The organism is Photorhabdus akhurstii (genome assembly GCF_019090985.1).
GTDB lineage: Bacteria > Pseudomonadota > Gammaproteobacteria > Enterobacterales > Enterobacteriaceae > Photorhabdus > Photorhabdus akhurstii.
In genome coordinates this window covers 24,871-42,565 of record NZ_CP020335.1, presented here as the reverse complement: position 1 = coordinate 42,565, position 17,695 = coordinate 24,871, and the positions used below count along the sequence as shown (strand labels likewise).

The 17,695-nt window shown below is 41.1% G+C and carries 20 protein-coding genes; 17 read left to right on the top strand and 3 right to left on the bottom strand.

Annotation, left to right across the window (positions count from 1 at the left end; genetic code table 11):
- The first annotated feature begins 5 nt into the window (after positions 1-5).
- The 16 genes from rsmG to B0X70_RS00150 all read left to right on the top strand — a co-directional run bounded on the left by rsmG (position 6) and on the right by B0X70_RS00150 (position 14,280).
- Positions 6-626, top strand: a complete 621-nt coding sequence (gene rsmG / locus B0X70_RS00225; protein ID WP_217470617.1) for a 16S rRNA (guanine(527)-N(7))-methyltransferase RsmG — start codon at positions 6-8, stop codon at positions 624-626.
- A gap of 610 nt (positions 627-1,236) precedes the next feature.
- Positions 1,237-1,614, top strand: a complete 378-nt coding sequence (gene atpI / locus B0X70_RS00220) for a F0F1 ATP synthase subunit I (protein WP_036814862.1) — start codon at positions 1,237-1,239, stop codon at positions 1,612-1,614.
- 30 nt (positions 1,615-1,644) lie between these two features.
- Positions 1,645-2,469, top strand: coding sequence for a F0F1 ATP synthase subunit A (atpB, locus tag B0X70_RS00215; protein ID WP_105397418.1), 825 nt, complete (start codon positions 1,645-1,647; stop codon positions 2,467-2,469).
- Positions 2,470-2,522: 53 nt separating this feature from the next.
- Positions 2,523-2,762: a F0F1 ATP synthase subunit C gene (gene atpE, locus B0X70_RS00210; protein WP_000429386.1), complete on the top strand. Its 240-nt coding sequence runs from the start codon at positions 2,523-2,525 to the stop codon at positions 2,760-2,762.
- Positions 2,763-2,820: 58 nt separating this feature from the next.
- Positions 2,821-3,291: a F0F1 ATP synthase subunit B gene (gene atpF, locus B0X70_RS00205; protein WP_105397419.1), complete on the top strand. Its 471-nt coding sequence runs from the start codon at positions 2,821-2,823 to the stop codon at positions 3,289-3,291.
- Positions 3,292-3,303: 12 nt separating this feature from the next.
- Positions 3,304-3,837: a F0F1 ATP synthase subunit delta gene (gene atpH / locus B0X70_RS00200; RefSeq protein WP_046396704.1), complete on the top strand. Its 534-nt coding sequence runs from the start codon at positions 3,304-3,306 to the stop codon at positions 3,835-3,837.
- 14 nt (positions 3,838-3,851) lie between these two features.
- A complete protein-coding gene (gene atpA, locus B0X70_RS00195; protein ID WP_036814820.1) occupies positions 3,852-5,393 on the top strand; it encodes a F0F1 ATP synthase subunit alpha in 1,542 nt (513 codons plus the stop codon).
- Between the two features lie 58 nt (positions 5,394-5,451).
- Positions 5,452-6,315: a F0F1 ATP synthase subunit gamma gene (gene atpG / locus B0X70_RS00190; protein WP_036814819.1), complete on the top strand. Its 864-nt coding sequence runs from the start codon at positions 5,452-5,454 to the stop codon at positions 6,313-6,315.
- Between the two features lie 34 nt (positions 6,316-6,349).
- Positions 6,350-7,732, top strand: a complete 1,383-nt coding sequence (gene atpD, locus B0X70_RS00185; RefSeq protein ID WP_011144453.1) for a F0F1 ATP synthase subunit beta — start codon at positions 6,350-6,352, stop codon at positions 7,730-7,732.
- Positions 7,733-7,753: 21 nt separating this feature from the next.
- Entirely contained in the window at positions 7,754-8,176 is a 423-nt protein-coding gene (locus B0X70_RS00180) for a F0F1 ATP synthase subunit epsilon (RefSeq protein ID WP_011144452.1), read from the top strand.
- A 128-nt stretch (positions 8,177-8,304) separates the two neighbouring features.
- Positions 8,305-9,678: a bifunctional UDP-N-acetylglucosamine diphosphorylase/glucosamine-1-phosphate N-acetyltransferase GlmU gene (glmU, locus tag B0X70_RS00175; RefSeq protein ID WP_217470616.1), complete on the top strand. Its 1,374-nt coding sequence runs from the start codon at positions 8,305-8,307 to the stop codon at positions 9,676-9,678.
- A 107-nt stretch (positions 9,679-9,785) separates the two neighbouring features.
- Positions 9,786-11,615 carry a glutamine--fructose-6-phosphate transaminase (isomerizing) gene (glmS, locus tag B0X70_RS00170; protein ID WP_036814815.1) on the top strand — a complete coding sequence of 610 codons (1,830 nt, stop codon included), beginning with the start codon at positions 9,786-9,788 and terminating at the stop codon, positions 11,613-11,615.
- A gap of 147 nt (positions 11,616-11,762) precedes the next feature.
- Positions 11,763-12,017, top strand: a complete 255-nt coding sequence (locus B0X70_RS00165; RefSeq protein ID WP_036814814.1) for a type B 50S ribosomal protein L31 — start codon at positions 11,763-11,765, stop codon at positions 12,015-12,017.
- An 18-nt stretch (positions 12,018-12,035) separates the two neighbouring features.
- Positions 12,036-12,176: a type B 50S ribosomal protein L36 gene (gene ykgO / locus B0X70_RS00160; protein WP_012776225.1), complete on the top strand. Its 141-nt coding sequence runs from the start codon at positions 12,036-12,038 to the stop codon at positions 12,174-12,176.
- Between the two features lie 425 nt (positions 12,177-12,601).
- Positions 12,602-13,645: a phage tail protein gene (locus tag B0X70_RS00155; RefSeq protein WP_052739508.1), complete on the top strand. Its 1,044-nt coding sequence runs from the start codon at positions 12,602-12,604 to the stop codon at positions 13,643-13,645.
- The gene (locus B0X70_RS00150; RefSeq protein WP_181148258.1) at positions 13,645-14,280 is read left to right on the top strand and encodes a tail fiber assembly protein; all 636 of its coding nucleotides are present in this window, start codon (positions 13,645-13,647) and stop codon (positions 14,278-14,280) included. The genes B0X70_RS00155 and B0X70_RS00150 overlap by 1 nt, the downstream gene beginning before the upstream one ends.
- 430 nt (positions 14,281-14,710) lie before the next feature.
- On the opposite strand, the gene B0X70_RS24910 is transcribed toward B0X70_RS00150, so the two are convergent.
- Positions 14,711-14,971 carry a tail fiber assembly protein gene (locus tag B0X70_RS24910; protein WP_256448192.1) on the bottom strand — a complete coding sequence of 87 codons (261 nt, stop codon included), beginning with the start codon at positions 14,969-14,971 and terminating at the stop codon, positions 14,711-14,713.
- Positions 14,972-15,061: 90 nt separating this feature from the next.
- Entirely contained in the window at positions 15,062-16,060 is a 999-nt protein-coding gene (locus B0X70_RS24905; RefSeq protein ID WP_246593391.1) for a pyocin knob domain-containing protein, read from the bottom strand.
- Between the two features lie 91 nt (positions 16,061-16,151).
- On the opposite strand from B0X70_RS24905, the gene B0X70_RS00135 reads away from it, so the two are divergent.
- A complete protein-coding gene (locus B0X70_RS00135; protein WP_036783315.1) occupies positions 16,152-16,724 on the top strand; it encodes a recombinase family protein in 573 nt (190 codons plus the stop codon).
- A 289-nt stretch (positions 16,725-17,013) separates the two neighbouring features.
- On the opposite strand, the gene B0X70_RS00130 is transcribed toward B0X70_RS00135, so the two are convergent.
- Positions 17,014-17,628, bottom strand: coding sequence for a phage repressor protein CI (locus B0X70_RS00130; RefSeq protein ID WP_036783318.1), 615 nt, complete (start codon positions 17,626-17,628; stop codon positions 17,014-17,016).
- Positions 17,629-17,695: the final 67 nt, after the last annotated feature.

The window sequence follows — 17,695 nt, the reverse complement described above, 5'->3', positions numbered from 1 at the left end:
TAATTGTGCTTAACAAACTAGAATTGTTACTGACCAAAGCGGGAATAGAGTTATCACTACAGCAGAAACAGCAGCTTGTAGCCTATGTTGATATGCTCAATAAGTGGAATAAGGCTTACAATCTCACATCAGTACGTGAGCCGGAGCAAATGCTGGTACGTCATATCATGGACAGCATTGTTGTCAGTCCTTATCTGCAAGGTCATCGTTTTATCGATGTGGGAACAGGCCCGGGATTGCCTGGTATCCCGTTAGCTATCGTTTGTCCTGATTCTCACTTCACATTGCTGGATAGTTTAGGTAAAAGGGTGAGATTTTTGCGTCAGGTTCAGCATGAACTTGGTTTGGTAAATATCGAACCAGTACAAAGTAGAGTTGAAGCGTATTCTTCTGAGCCTCCTTTTGATGGTGTAGTAAGCCGTGCTTTTGCTTCGTTACAAGATATGGTCTCTTGGTGCAGTCATTTGCCAGAGCCTATTCACGGGCGTTTCTATGCACTTAAAGGTGTGCTTCCAGAAGAAGAACTGACTATGTTGCCTTTTGGAATTTCCGTTGATTCGGTTATTAAATTAGATGTTCCTGAACTGGAAGGGCAACGTCATTTGGTTATCCTTAAATCAAACTGATTTTGTTATTTGTCAATAAAGTTATAAATAATTAGTGATGTTGAGCACAATTATACTGTAATCAGCATCGTTAATTATGGTTTACCTCGTTTCAGCTTTAATTTACCGAGTTATTACACAAAAATAACGTTATCTTGATATTAAGATAGTTGAACCTTTTAAAATCAAATAAAGCATTTTTTCATCAGATTCACTTTTTTAAACTAGCCAGAAGTTAACTGGGTGATTTAAATCAATAATATAATCACTCTTTTATATGAAATTAAATTAACGAATTGATTTTATTATTAATTTGTTTTATTTTTATCACCTGTGAATGTTAAAGATAATTAACAAACGAAAAAAATTATGTGACTTAAATCACATTTAAGTCCGAAATGTATGAAATTATTAAAAACAAGAGATCAGCACAATCATTAGCTTGCAATCTGGCGCCAAAATAAAAAATTTAAATAATTGTTCACCTTTTCGCTACTTATGGATTGAATTCATTTTGGCGGCCCGTATAATTTGCACGTTTTTGTCACTTGACACTCTTAAGCAAAGGCAGTTTTATACAACATTTAGCAAAACCTGATATGCAAGACGTGCAAGGGGAGAAACAAAAGTCATGTCTGTATCCCTTTACAGCGGTAAAATTGCACTGAAGCTGCTTTTTTTGCAGTTAATGACTTTTGTTGTTCTCAGTGTGGCTTTTTGTACCAAAAGTATAGAATGGGGCGCTTCTGCTTTTGCTGGTGGGCTAGCATGCTGGTTACCTAATGCCATATTTATGCTGTTTGCCAGTTTTCAAAAAGCAAAAGAAGAAGAGGTTCCTGTACGTATTGCATGGTCTTTCGCTGTTGGCGAAGGGTTGAAAGTTATTATTACAATAGCTGTGCTGGTTGTTGCTTTAGGCGTGTTTAAAGCGGCGTTTGCACCACTAGGTTTAACTTATTTAGCGGTGCTGATTGTGCAAATCATCGCACCTGCTGTGATAAACGGTTAGGTTTTCAACAATAAAAGGGTAAGAGGCATCATGTCTGCATCAGGAGAAGTTTCAACTGCAAGGGACTACATAGGCCACCACCTGAATAACCTTCAGTTGGACCTACGTACCTTTGAGTTGGTCGATCCCAACTCTGGTGGTTCTGCAACGTTCTGGACGTTGAACATTGACTCGCTTTTTTTCTCAGTCGTATTAGGGATTTTATTTCTGTATGTATTCAGAAAGGTTGCGGTTAATGCCACCAGTGGCGTACCTGGCAAACTTCAGACTGCTATAGAATTGATCATGGGTTTTGTTGATAACAGCGTTCGTGATATGTATCACGGGAAGAGCAAAGTTATTGCCCCTTTGGCACTGACAGTGTTCGTTTGGGTGTTATTAATGAACGTGATGGACTTATTGCCAATCGATTTTCTCCCTTATATCGGTGAACATTTCTTTGGTTTACCGGCTCTGCGTGTCGTGCCAACAGCAGATGTCAGTATTACCTTGTCGATGGCTATTGGTGTCTTTGTCCTCATCCTCTACTACAGCATTAAGATGAAAGGGATTGGTGGTTTTACAAAAGAGCTGACTTTACAGCCTTTTAATCATCCACTGTTTATTCCAATTAACTTAATTCTGGAAGGAGTCAGCCTGCTTTCAAAACCGGTATCACTCGGTCTGCGACTGTTTGGTAACATGTATGCGGGTGAATTGATCTTTATTCTTATAGCTGGTCTGTTACCGTGGTGGTCGCAGTGGTTACTCAGTCTGCCTTGGGCTATTTTCCACATACTGATTATTACGTTACAAGCCTTTATTTTCATGGTTCTGACGATTGTTTATCTGTCGATGGCGTCTGAAGAACATTAATTTTTTACCACAATAACTAACTGTGTTTTAACTGAAACAAACTGGAGACTGTCATGGAAAACCTGAATATGGATCTGCTGTACATGGCTGCCGCTGTAATGATGGGTCTAGCGGCAATCGGTGCTGCGATCGGTATCGGCATCCTCGGAGGTAAATTTTTGGAAGGCGCTGCTCGTCAGCCGGATTTAATCCCTCTGCTGCGTACACAGTTCTTTATCGTTATGGGTCTGGTTGACGCCATCCCAATGATTGCTGTGGGCCTTGGCTTGTACGTAATGTTTGCTGTCGCGTAGTTTGTAGAAATAATCTGAAACTACGTCAACTCATTAATTTTAAAAGAGGTATTGTGCTGTGAATCTTAATGCATCAATCCTCGGCCAGGCCATTGCGTTTGTCCTGTTTGTTATGTTCTGTATGAAGTTCGTATGGCCACCGATCATGGCGGCCATAGAAAAACGTCAAAAAGAAATTGCTGACGGTTTAGCTTCTGCGGAGCGTGCCAAAAAGGACCTGGACTTAGCGCAAGCCAATGCGACCGACCAAATGAAGAAAGCGAAAGCCGAAGCTCAGGTCATCATTGAACAGGCTAATAAACAAAAAGCCCAGATCCTTGATGATGCAAAAGCGGAAGCTGAGCAGGAACGTAACAGAATCGTAACGCAAGCTCAGGCGGAAATTGATGCCGAATGTAAGCGTGCTCGGGAAGAGTTGCGTAAGCAGGTCGCTATGTTGGCTATCGCAGGTGCCGAGAAAATCATCGAACGTTCCGTGGATGAAGCTGCTAATAGCGACATCGTTGATAAACTGGTCGCTGAACTGTAAGGAGGGAGGGGCATGTCTGAATTCGCTACTGTAGCTCGCCCCTACGCCAAAGCAGCTTTTGACTTTGCTGTGGAAAAACAATCGCTTGAACAATGGCAGAATATGCTGGCGTTCACGGCTGAGGTAACTCGTAATGAGCAAGTTGGCGAGCTGCTTTCCGGTTCATTGGCATCGGAAACATTAGCTAATACCTTTATCGCAATTTGCGGTGAACAGGTCGATGAACATGCTCAGAACTTTATTCGTGTTATGGCAGAGAATGGTCGCTTACTAGCGTTACCGGAAGTTTTGCAGCAATTTATTCAATTGCGTGCATCACTTGAATCAACCGTTGATGTTGAAGTGATTTCTGCCGCCGAACTGAGAGAACAACAGCTGGCTAAAATTTCTGTAGCGATGGAAAAACGTCTGTCACGCAAAGTTAAGCTGAATTGCAAAATTGATAAGTCTGTTATTGCTGGTGTGGTTGTCCGCGCAGGTGATTTGGTGATCGATGGTAGTATTCGTGGCCGTTTAGATCGCTTAACAGACGTCTTGCAGTCTTAAGGGGACTGGAGCATATGCAACTGAATTCCACCGAAATCAGCGAACTGATCAAGCAGCGCATTGCTCAGTTCAATGTAGTGAGTGAAGCTCACAATGAAGGTACGATTGTATCCGTTAATGACGGTATCATTCGTATTCACGGTTTAGCCGAAGTTATGCAGGGTGAGATGATCGCACTGCCTGGCAATCGTTATGCAATCGCATTGAACTTGGAGCGTGACTCCGTAGGTGCGGTTGTGATGGGTCCGTATGCTGACTTAGCGGAAGGCATGAAGGTCAAATGTACAGGCCGTATTCTTGAAGTACCTGTTGGTCGTGGTCTGCTTGGTCGAGTAGTAAACACGCTGGGTGAGCCAATTGATGGTAAAGGCCCTGTTGAGCATGATGGTTTCTCTGCTGTTGAAATGATCGCTCCAGGTGTTATCGACCGTCAATCTGTTGATCAGCCGGTACAAACTGGTTATAAATCCGTTGACGCAATGATCCCTATCGGTCGTGGTCAACGTGAACTGATTATCGGTGACCGTCAGACGGGTAAAACAGCACTGGCTATTGACGCAATCATTAACCAGCGTGACTCAGGCATAAAATGTGTTTATGTCGCAGTTGGTCAGAAAGCTTCTACTATTGCGAACGTTGTTCGTAAATTAGAGGAGCATGGTGCTCTTGCCAATACTATTGTGGTTGTTGCGACTGCTTCAGAATCTGCGGCATTACAATACCTGGCGCCATATTCGGGTTGTGCAATGGGCGAATACTTCCGTGATCGCGGTGAAGATGCGCTGATTGTTTACGATGATTTGTCTAAGCAGGCTGTAGCTTATCGTCAAATTTCTCTGTTGCTCCGTCGTCCGCCAGGACGTGAAGCATTCCCAGGTGACGTTTTCTATCTGCACTCTCGTTTGCTGGAACGTGCGGCACGTGTTAACGCTGAATATGTGGAAAAATTCACCAATGGTGAAGTGAAAGGTAAAACCGGTTCTCTGACGGCCCTGCCTATCATTGAAACTCAGGCAGGCGACGTATCAGCATTCGTACCGACAAACGTTATTTCAATTACTGATGGTCAGATTTTCTTGGAATCTAGTTTGTTCAATGCGGGTATTCGTCCAGCAGTTAACCCAGGGATTTCCGTATCCCGTGTGGGTGGTGCTGCTCAGACTAAAATCGTTAAGAAATTGTCTGGGGGCATTCGTACTGCTCTGGCTCAATATCGCGAACTGGCAGCGTTTTCTCAGTTTGCTTCTGACCTTGATGATGCAACCCGTAAGCAGTTGGATCATGGTCAAAAAGTAACTGAATTGCTGAAACAGAAACAGTATGCGCCAATGTCTGTTGCACAGCAGTCATTGTCTCTGTTTTCTGCGGAACGTGGTTATCTGGAAGATATCGAAATTGCTAAGGTTATTGATTTCGAATCTGCGTTGCTTGCATATGCCAACCGTGAACATGCTGATCTGCTAAAAGAGATTGACCAGTCTGGTGGTTACAATGAAGAGATCGAAGCAAAGCTAAAAGCTCTGCTGGATTCCTTCAAGGCAACTCAGTCCTGGTAACACTATTCGGCCCGGTTTAATTAAACATGGGCCGTCTGGTTAATGAGGAGAATCAGGAATGGCCGGCGCAAAAGAGATACGTACCAAGATCGCCAGCGTGCAAAACACGCAAAAAATCACTAAAGCGATGGAGATGGTTGCTGCGTCCAAAATGCGTAAAACGCAGGATCGCATGGCGGCCAGCCGTCCTTATGCAGAAACCATACGCAATGTGATTGGTCACCTTGCGTTAGGTAATCTGGAATATAAACATCCATACCTTGAAGAACGTGAAACCAAACGTGTTGGGTATCTGGTTGTTTCTACCGATCGTGGCTTGTGCGGTGGTTTGAACACTAATCTGTTCAAAAAACTGCTTTCAGAAATGAAAGACTGGTCTGATAAAGGTGTCCAGTGTGATCTGGCGCTTATCGGCTCTAAGGCTACCTCTTTCTTTGCTTCTGTTGGGGGCAACGTTGTTGCTCAGGTAACAGGCATGGGAGATAACCCTTCACTATCCGAATTGATCGGGCCAGTGAATATCATGCTGCGGGCATACGATGAGGGGCGTCTGGATAAATTGTATGTGGTGACAAACAAGTTCATCAATACAATGTCCCAGGAACCGACTATTACTCAGTTATTGCCTCTGCCAGCCGGAGATGATGAGACACTGAAGAAGAAATCCTGGGATTATTTATACGAACCTGATCCTAAGGCGTTGCTGGATATACTGCTGCGTCGTTATGTAGAATCGCAGGTTTATCAGGGCGTCGTTGAAAACCTGGCTAGTGAACAGGCCGCACGAATGGTGGCGATGAAAGCCGCAACTGATAATGGTGGCAGCCTGATCAAAGAGTTGCAGTTGGTTTATAACAAAGCTCGTCAGGCCAGCATAACTCAGGAGCTGACCGAGATTGTCTCGGGCGCTTCCGCGGTTTAACAGCTAGGTTTATGAATTACGTAGAGGATTCAAGATGGCTACTGGAAAGATTATCCAGGTAATCGGCGCCGTGGTGGACGTCGAATTCCCTCAAGATACCGTACCAAAAGTATACGATGCTCTTGAGGTTCAAAACGGCGAAGCTAAGCTGGTGCTGGAAGTTCAGCAGCAGTTGGGCGGCGGCGTTGTTCGTTGTATTGCAATGGGTACTTCTGATGGCTTAAGCCGTGGTTTAAGTGTCACTGATTTAGGCCACCCAATTGAAGTTCCGGTTGGTAAAGCGACATTGGGCCGTATCATGAACGTGTTGGGTGAACCAATCGACATGAAAGGCGATATCGGTGAAGAAGAGCGTTGGGCTATTCATCGTCCGGCTCCAAGCTATGAAGAGTTATCTAACTCTCAAGAACTACTGGAAACCGGTATTAAGGTAATGGACCTAATTTGCCCATTCGCTAAGGGTGGTAAAGTTGGTCTGTTTGGTGGTGCGGGTGTAGGTAAAACCGTAAACATGATGGAGTTGATCCGTAACATTGCGATTGAGCATTCGGGTTACTCTGTATTTGCCGGTGTAGGTGAGCGTACCCGTGAAGGTAACGACTTCTACCACGAAATGACGGACTCTAACGTACTGGATAAAGTATCTCTGGTATATGGTCAGATGAACGAGCCGCCAGGAAACCGTCTACGTGTTGCGTTGACTGGTCTGACAATGGCTGAAAAGTTCCGTGATGAAGGCCGCGATGTTCTGCTATTTGTTGATAACATCTATCGTTATACTTTGGCAGGTACTGAAGTATCCGCACTGCTTGGTCGTATGCCATCTGCGGTGGGTTATCAGCCAACTCTGGCGGAAGAAATGGGTGTTCTGCAAGAACGTATTACTTCTACCAAAACCGGCTCTATTACCTCCGTACAGGCTGTTTATGTACCTGCGGATGACTTAACTGACCCATCTCCGGCGACGACTTTCGCCCACTTGGACGCGACCGTAGTACTTAGCCGCCAGATCGCTTCTTTGGGTATTTACCCTGCGGTTGATCCGTTGGATTCGACCAGTCGTCAGCTCGATCCATTGGTTGTTGGTCAAGAGCACTATAATGTTGCTCGTGGCGTTCAATCTATCCTGCAACGTTATCAGGAGCTGAAAGATATTATCGCTATCCTGGGTATGGATGAACTGTCAGAAGACGATAAGCTGGTAGTTGCGCGTGCTCGTAAGATCCAGCGCTTCCTGTCTCAGCCGTTCTTCGTTGCGGAAGTCTTTACTGGTTCACCAGGTAAGTTCGTTTCCCTGAAAGATACTATCCGTGGCTTTAAAGGTATCTTAGACGGCGACTATGACCACCTACCAGAACAGGCATTCTACATGGTAGGTACCATCGAAGAAGCTGTGGAAAAAGCGAAGAAACTTTAATACGGCTGACCGGAGGTTGACATGGCTGCAATGACTTACCATCTGAATGTTGTCAGTGCTGAAAGCCGGATGTTTGAAGGTTTGGTACAGAAAATTCAGGTGACAGGTAGTGAAGGTGAACTGGGTATTTATCCAGGGCATGCTCCGCTACTGACTGCCATAAAACCTGGCATGGTACGTATTGTTAAGCAGTTCGGTGAAGAAGAGGTCATTTACCTTTCTGGGGGTATCCTTGAGGTACAACCGAGCGGCGTTATCGTACTGGCTGACACTGCGATCCGTGGTAAAGATTTGGATGAAGCTAAGGCGTTGGAATCTAAGCGTAAAGCTGAAGAACACATCCGTAATTCTCACGGTGATGTTGACTATGCTCAGGCATCTGCTGAATTGTCTAAAGCGATTGCAAAACTTCGTGTAATCGAACTGACAAAAAAAGCGATGTAATACAGGCGGTTAAATAAAAAAGCCAGTTGGTGAGAACTAACTGGCTTTTTTGTATTGCGAAATATGTAGTAATTTATCTCGCAAACAGGTTTACTTTTTTATCTTAAATTGGAGCTATCAGGTTTCTTATGTCTAACAGTGCAAAAAGTGTTGTAATCCTTGCCGCAGGTAAAGGAACTCGCATGTACTCTGATCTCCCTAAAGTTCTGCACTTGCTGGCTGGTAAACCAATGGTTCAGCATGTGATTGATACTGCAATGGCATTGGGCGCTAAAAATGTTCACCTAGTTTATGGACATGGTGGTGACCTGATGAAGCAAACCCTTTCTAATCAGACACTGAATTGGGTATTACAAGCAGAGCAATTAGGAACTGGCCATGCGATGCAGCAGGCAGCACCACATTTCGCTGATGATGAAGATATTTTAATATTGTATGGCGACGTACCTCTTATTGGTACAGATACCCTTGAACGCTTACTAGCGGTTAAACCTGAGGGTGGTATAGGTTTATTAACAGCAATTTTGGATAATCCAACGGGTTATGGTCGTATTGTTCGTGAAAACGGGGAAGTAACTGGCATCATTGAGCAAAAAGACGCGACTGAAGATCAACGTAAAATCAATGAAATAAATACAGGAATTCTGGTTGCTAATGGTGGTGATTTAAAACGTTGGTTGTCCCAATTGGATAACAACAATGTTCAGGGTGAATATTACCTTACTGATGTGATTGCGTTAGCTTATAAAGAAGGTAGGAAAATTGAAGTGGTGCATCCAACTCGCTTGAGTGAAATGGAAGGTGTAAATAACCGCCTTCAACTTTCTGCTCTTGAACGGATTTATCAATCTGAGCAAGCGGAACAATTATTACTAGCGGGCGTTATGTTGTTGGATCCTGCCCGTTTTGATTTACGTGGCACATTAATTCATGGCCGTGATGTGGTTATTGATACTAATGTCATTATTGAGGGTAATGTAACCCTTGGTAATAACGTACAGATTGGTACCGGTTGTGTGTTGAAGAATTGCATCATTGGTGATGATTCTATTATTAGCCCCTATACAATAGTTGAAGATTCTGAAATGGAGATGGGTTGTACTGTTGGGCCTTTTGCACGTTTGCGTCCCGGTTCTAAACTCGCTGAAAAAGCCCATGTAGGGAATTTCGTTGAGATGAAGAAATCTTATCTGGGTAAAGGTTCTAAAGCTGGACATTTGACTTATCTTGGCGACGCAGACATTGGTCGTAATGTAAATATTGGTGCAGGTACTATTACCTGCAACTATGACGGTGCTAATAAATTTAAAACCATTATTGGTGACGATGTTTTTGTTGGTTCTGATACTCAGCTTGTTGCGCCGGTGACTGTTGCTAAAGGCGCTACAATCGGAGCAGGAACAACAGTGACAAAAAACATAGCTGAAAATGAACTGGTAGTAAGTAGAACTAAACAAACGCATATTCAGGGGTGGAAACGCCCTGTGAAGGAAAAAAAATAAAATAATAATCCCCACTCTACAGGCTCGGGGACCGGAAAAACCGGAAAACAATCAGGCTCTTGACATATAAAGGGCTTTCATCAGCCCTATTTTTAGGAATAAAACTGATGTGTGGAATTGTTGGTGCAGTAGCACAACGAGATATTGCAGAAATCCTGATTGAAGGATTGCGTCGTTTGGAATACCGTGGTTACGACTCCGCCGGCTTGGCGGTTGTTGATAACGAAAAAAATATGCTCCGTCTGCGAGAAGTCGGCAAGGTACAAGTACTTGCTGATAAAGTTGATAAGCAGCCGGTCCTTGGTGGGACAGGTATTGCTCATACCCGCTGGGCTACACACGGTGAACCAAACGAGAAAAATGCTCACCCGCATGTATCTGATTATATTGCCGTTGTTCACAACGGTATTATTGAAAACTATGAAGAGTTGCGAGTTCAATTAATTGAACTCGGTTATCAATTTATCTCGGATACTGATACAGAAGTTATTGCCCACCTTGTTCATTGGGAACAAAAACAGGGTGGTACTTTGTTAGAAGCTATTCAACGAGTTATTCCTCGGCTGCGAGGTGCCTATGGCGCAGTCATCATGGATAGCCGTGATCCTGGAACAATAATTGCTGCAAGATCGGGTAGTCCTTTGGTTATAGGCTTGGGTGTTGGAGAAAACTTTCTGGCGTCTGATCAGTTGGCGCTATTGCCTGTTACTCGTCGTTTTATCTTCCTTGAGGAAGGGGATATTGCTGAAGTAACTCGTCGTACTGTGCGCATTTTCAATGCTCAGGGCGAACCGGTTGAACGGGAACAGATAGAATCCAATGTCCAGTATGATGCTGGTGACAAAGGTGTCTACCGTCATTACATGCAAAAAGAGATCTATGAACAGCCAATGGCGATTAAAAGCACTCTGGAAAGACGCTTGAGTCATGGGCAGGTAGATCTATCTGAACTTGGTCCTAACGCAGCTAAATTATTAGCTCAAGTAGAGCATATTCAGATAGTTGCTTGTGGTACATCCTATAACGCAGGTATGGTTTCCCGTTATTGGTTTGAAGCATTGGCAGGTATTCCTTGTGATGTGGAAATTGCTTCAGAATTCCGTTACCGCAAATCAGCACGCCGTTCAGGAAGCTTACTGATCACCTTGTCTCAATCGGGTGAAACCGCAGATACATTAGCAGCGCTGCGTTTATCCAAAGAACTTGGCTATCTCACATCATTGACAGTCTGTAACGTAGCGGGTTCTTCTTTAGTACGTGAATCTGATTTTGCTCTGATGACCAAAGCTGGTGCGGAAATTGGTGTTGCTTCAACTAAGGCGTTTACAACTCAGTTGACAGTATTACTGATGCTGGTGGCCTACCTTGGACGCTTGAAAGGTGTTGATGCAGAGCAGGAGCAAGAAATTGTCCATGCATTACATGCACTGCCAAGCCGCATCGAAAGTATGCTGTCGAAGGATAAAATTATCGAAGCGTTGGCGGAAGATTTTTCTGACAAACACCATGCTTTGTTCCTTGGCCGTGGTGATCAATATCCGATTGCGGTTGAAGGCGCTCTAAAATTAAAAGAGATTTCTTATATTCATGCTGAGGCTTATGCTGCTGGTGAATTAAAACATGGACCACTGGCACTGATTGATGCAGATATGCCGGTTATCATTGTAGCTCCGAACAATGAACTGCTAGAAAAACTGAAATCTAATATCGAAGAAGTCCGTGCCCGTGGTGGATTGCTATATGTGTTTGCTGATCAGGACGCGGGTTTTACCGATAGTGAAGGAATGAAGATTATTCCGTTGCCACATGTTGAAGAGTTGACTGCACCAATATTTTATACCGTGCCACTGCAACTGCTTTCCTATCATGTTGCTCTGATTAAAGGAACTGATGTTGATCAGCCTCGTAATTTGGCTAAATCAGTGACCGTAGAATAATCGTTTTATAATAAGAAGTTCAAATAAGCCTCTGTACATTAAAAATACAGAGGCTTTTTTTGAACTGAGAAAATTTATCATTATTTTCTTGCCGATAAAAATAAATCACGCTATTGTAATGTTATATTATTACATTTCGGCGAAATTATGAAACCAGATATCCATCCAAACTACCGGGTAGTTGTATTTCACGATACCAGTGCTAATGCTTATTTCACAATTGGCTCTACGATTCGCACAGAACGGACAATTACCTTGAATGGGGAGGAGTATCCATATGTCACTGTTGATGTGTCATCGGAATCACACCCTTTCTATACGGGTAAGCAGAAAATTTTATCTCAGGAAGGCAGTACTGCGCGATTCCAGAAAAAATTCGGGCGTTTTATTGGTAATAAATAATATTGAGAGATTATAAAAATGCAGGTGTTAAGTTCACTTAAAACAGCAAAAACTCGCCACCCGGATTGCAAAATCGTAAGTCGTCGTGGTCGATTATATGTTATTTGTAAATCTAATCCACGTTTTAAGGCGGTTCAAGGGAAGAAAAAGAAACGCTGATGCTCAATTGCTAATGGTAGAACTCGCAGCTTATAACTGCGGGTTTATTGTCCATATTTAATTTTACTTCTGATTATCTTGAAAATAACTGACCTAAACTTTGTTTGGGAATGAAGTTAGAGTAATTAAGTTTAAGATAAATTAAATTTATATTTTATGCAAAATGAAACCTCATTAGTGCTTGTTGTATGGCATAAAATTAAACCTTCAATTAGTTATTTTTACTACAAATTTATCCTGAAAAATAGTTCATAATTTACTCTTATCAACACATTTTTTCATAAACCACAGTTCTGGTTATTTATTAACACCTGAATATAACCAATCTTCGCCATATATCCCCCTACTTAGAACCAATACGAGACTATTCTGTCGGAAATGTCACGGATTAGTGAGTTTTTAAAAATCTTGGTTTGATGGAAACGGTGAATTTGGCGAAAAATGCTCTTCCTAAAGACTCAGCTGAATCATTCACATCAGGCAATCACAATATTAAAACAGGTGGAAATTATTCCAGTTTGTCACTAACAAAGGGAGATGGCCGATATGTTTTAGTAGAAACCACTTCTCATGAAGAAAGTTCTTTTTGTGCAATAGGATATCGTGAGCCCGACTCCTCAAATATAAATGTTGTTCACTTCCCTAGAAAGAACGGCTATGTTGCAATAGCGAATGAGCACTATTCTAAATCAGAGTCTGACAGTCGATTTATTCAGTTAAATACCAATACAAAAACATCAGGTTATATATTAGCTAAAACCGCAAACTATTATGATGATCCTAATTCACGTCATTTGGGGCGTTCGGGATTTTTGAGGCCCAATGGAATTGATAATCTGGGGGCATTAGCAATTCATATCGCTCATCCTGACGTTGATAGCTCTCAGCACGCTCGCGGGCTTTCTTTCGGGTATGGGGGTTATTCAGAAGCATTCAGTATTTCTACTTACGCTTTTGATGAAAGTGGTAACTTCAGGGGAAAACGTAAGATATTAACAGAGGACGATATTCTTGTTGGTATTCCGCTACCGTGGTCTAAGTCAACTGCACCAGCAGGTTATCTTATTTGTAGTGGTCAGCAGTTTGACAAATCTGTATACCCTAAATTAGGGGAAGCATATCCCTCTGGTACACTCCCTGATTTACGTGGTGAGTTTATTCGAGGTTGGGATAATGGGAGAAGTATTGATTCTGGGCGGGAGATATTATCTCATCAGAATTCAACAAAGTTACCTAATCTTTACACCCATGCAACCTCTGAAAATATAGGACTACTGGTATCTCCTCCTATTAATCGTTTTTCAAATAATTATCCATCAGAAATTATGGCTAGTGATTTTGAGGAAATAGAACTCGGGAGCGGACAATATTTTTCGACCCCATTAAATCCTACTGGTACAGTTTCATTATCTACATTTAGAGTACGTCCCCGTAATATCGCATTTAACTACATAGTGAGAGCAGCGTAATGACAACACAGAAACAAAAATATTCCCTAGAACCAGAAACTGCAATATTGGGAAATAACGGATTAGCAACCAAGGCTGGCTGGTTGATAATCTACCATGCAGAACCTTATTCCAGAGAATTTATTGGTGCCAGACCAGAATATTTAATGGAAGGAGTGGGACTTCCTGCCAATTCTTATCCAGATGCCCCAAAACTTCCAGATTCTGATAGTATGGCTGTTTGCCGCAGCGAAGATAAAAGTTGTTGGCAAATTGTACCTGATTACCGAGGAAAAATAGTTTATAACACGCAAACCTTAGCACAATATGAAATTACTTCGTTAGGTGAACTACCAGAATATCTGACATTCAAACAACCTGTCACTGATTTTGATAAATGGGATGGTAAACAGTGGGTAACTGACAAATATGCTATAAAGGATAGCCAGATTAAACAGGCAGATCAGCAGCGGGTAGCACTATTACGACAAGCGAATGAAAAAATTACATTATTACAACATGCTGTAGATATTAAATTGGCCTCAGAAAAAGAAAAGTTATTGTTGTTAGATTGGAAGAAGTATTTAGTATTACTGAGTCGTGTTGACATTTCATCAGCGCCAGATAATATTAATTGGCCTGAAAAACCAGAATAAATAATAACGGCCTGTTTTTCAGGCCGTAGATTTAAGGCTTATAAACTAATTTGCAAGTATTTATTATTTCTGAAACAATTTTTTACATTAAATTCATTAATGGCTTTTTCAGAAAACGTTTTTAATTATTGAAATAAGGAACTTACAATTAATTTAAGAACAATATGTATTTATATTTAATTACATATTGTTGTAATTAAACCAGTAGTACTCAATGTCTCTTGGTAGTTCACAAAAATCACTAATAATGACAATAAAATCATAAACAATCATTTTTCTGCAATAATAATTGATGACCATACAATCAGCGATATTATTTAGAGTATAGAATGGAAAAATTTAAATTATATAAATAGCCAACTCAACATATCTGGCTATTTATATATGGGAATATTAAATTAACAAATTATCACCATGAAAATGATTCGTTTTATTCTGGTTGCTCTGGCCATTCAATATCTTGTGCCGTGGTATTCATTCGATTTAACGCGACGCGATATTTTTTCCACTCCATCAACATTGTTATTTCGTTATCAGTAGCAATGCCTAAATCAATAGCATCTTGTAATGGTGCCATTTTAATTGTCGCTTGTTCCAATAAATAATATTGTTGGCGGTGATAGGCTTTATTTTTCTGTTCGATAATGGCCTTCTGATATAATGATTGAGCCTCTTGAGCACTGAACCCCATAGAGATTAATTGATGGGGTTCAGCTGGCACATTAACATATTCATAGCCATTTTTATCTATTAACTTATTTAATGTTATCATATATCCTCATTATGGTTTCTTTTGATAACGTGAATCATATTCTAGAGAATAAGGTGTTGTATTATCATTATATTCTTCGCCTAATAATGGATCGTTAATAGCTAACGATTTCACCATCCACTTCATTTCACGCTTAAGATCTGCATTTGACCACTGATATATTTCAACCTCTCCTTCTTCACGTGAATAATGAATTGGTTGGAAATTACTGGTCGTAAAATAGGTTAAACCACCACGTAAATAACAACCACTATAAACGTAACAATCTACAACATCACCAGATTTAACATCACCATAGATAGGATATTTACCATCAACGGGTCTAGCGATGCTTATCATGGCGTAGCGGATCGCTTTTATTGTTTTACGATAGGTTTGATTTATGCGTTTAATATTTAAATATTGTGCATCACCACCCCACCGATGCTCTCCCCCCTCTATTTGTGCAAGTAATCCAGCAACATGTGTCACACCTTCACCGAATGGTTTTTTTTCTGCATCATATGGATAGGGCCTATGAAGAGTTAACCAAGAATTCGCTCCAACATTAGGTGGGAAATCCCACCAAACCGGATAATAGCGGTCAGTACTTAGGCCAGTAAGATCAATCGTAGTGGTGTAGCGTGGTTCACTCAGAATATCCGACATAGTGGGTTTATTTAGCGTATTATATTCTTGGGCCCAAGGTGTCCAGGATAAATTGTGATATTGGCTGCGTGTATATATTCGACTACTGTTATAAACAAAATAACGCTGAATGATCCCAGCAGCCTGTAAAACGACAAGTGAACCAGCAAGCGATTCAGGGTAGTTAGCACCATTTTGGGCATAAATATTGTAATCTTGGTAATAAATCCCTGGCATTTTGTAGTTATCCAAATTTGCCTTATCACCCAAATAAACTGCCTGCCCATGAAAAATATCCTGAGACGTAATATTGATATCTTCAGTCAGAACTTTGCCATTCACTTTTCGGCTATTCGGTACTGCTCCCTGAGCCAAATTCACCGTTTCTATCAAACCAAGGTTTTTAAAAACTCGCTAATCCGTGATAGTTTCTATAATAATAGTCTCATATTGGTATTAGGTAGGGTTACATATGGCAAAGATTGGCTATGTTAGGGTGTCAACAAATGACCAAAACAGTGATTTACAACGAAACGCATTGATAAGTATAAATTGTGAGCAAATTTTTGAGGATAAAATTAGCGGAAAAACATCCAACAGACCAGGTTTAAAGCGAGCTTTAAAACAACTTAAAAAAGGTGACACTCTAGTTGTTTGGAAACTGGATAGATTGGGGCGTAGCGTAAAAAATATGGTAACTTTAATTTCTGATTTAAGTGAACGTGGTATTCATTTTCAAAGCTTGACTGATAGCATTGATACCAGCACTTCTATGGGGAGATTTTTCTTTCATGTTATGAGTGCACTGGCTGAAATGGAACGGGAATTAATCGTTGAAAGAACAAATGCAGGATTAATAGCAGCTCGTGCCCAAGGGAGAATTGGTGGCAGGCCAGTGTCACTTTCATTCGTTGAACAACAACAAGCAGCAAGATTGTTAGCAAAAGGCCACACACGGAAACAGTTATCATTAATTTACAACACATCGTTATCTACAATATATAAATATTTTCCAGTAAATAAAGAAAATTGTCGATCAAATTAATATTTGCAGTGCGGCTAGTTAAACGTTTAATTTTGTATTCGTAATATCCAAGTAATTGGTTCTTAATTTATGCAAAATATATCAAGTTTATTTATCTATGCAAAAAACTTCCGCCGCACTATACATACTATAAAGGAACAACGGAATAAGTTAACAATTAGCTATTACTGGCAAGAGAACTTATTGTGTATGAAATCCACTATATCTGGAAGTTTTTGGGTAACGAATTACCATCAATGTAGGATTTACACATCTAAGTAAATTAATTTACTTACAATTGAAAAGTGTGTCAGTACCTGGAAATCACTAGGTAAACGCGACCAATAAAATTAATTTCATTAATTGCACAGTCAAAAATTACGTCGTTATCACAAACCCGGATTTTACTAACTGGGATTTTTGTGATCTTTTTAATACTATGCATCCCTTCAATATCAATTAACCATAAACCATCCTGAACATCAGGTTCTTCTGTATCCAACAAATACCAGGTGTTATTATTATCTACAATGAGAGGTTTTCTTATTTCTCTGGCAATAAGTTGAGTATCTAAAGTCACAGGGTTATCAGCGTTCAACTTTCCACCAACCAATTTAACGCGCTGTATTGTCGGAGTAATAATGTTTTTTAAAGATTCCCTTTTTTTTTCTCCGTCAGGGAACATTTCTCCTTGTCCTGTGCTTAGCCATAACAATGAAGCATTGGTTTCAAGGTTGCACTGGATAACCCAGTCTGCTGGAAAGCTGTCCCTTAAATAACGGTTCGCCATTGTACTTTTAGACACGCCTAAATGGTCGCTCAATGCTTGACGTGATTTAAACCCATATGCACTAACAAGGCGTTCGATAGCTTGTTTTCCTCCACTATCTGCACCCATTTTTATCTCAGTTATGTTTTTTTTCATTGAAAGTACAGTTTAGTGAGTTTGCCGTCTCCACAAAGCCCTCTGATTAAGAGCTATAGTGATCCCA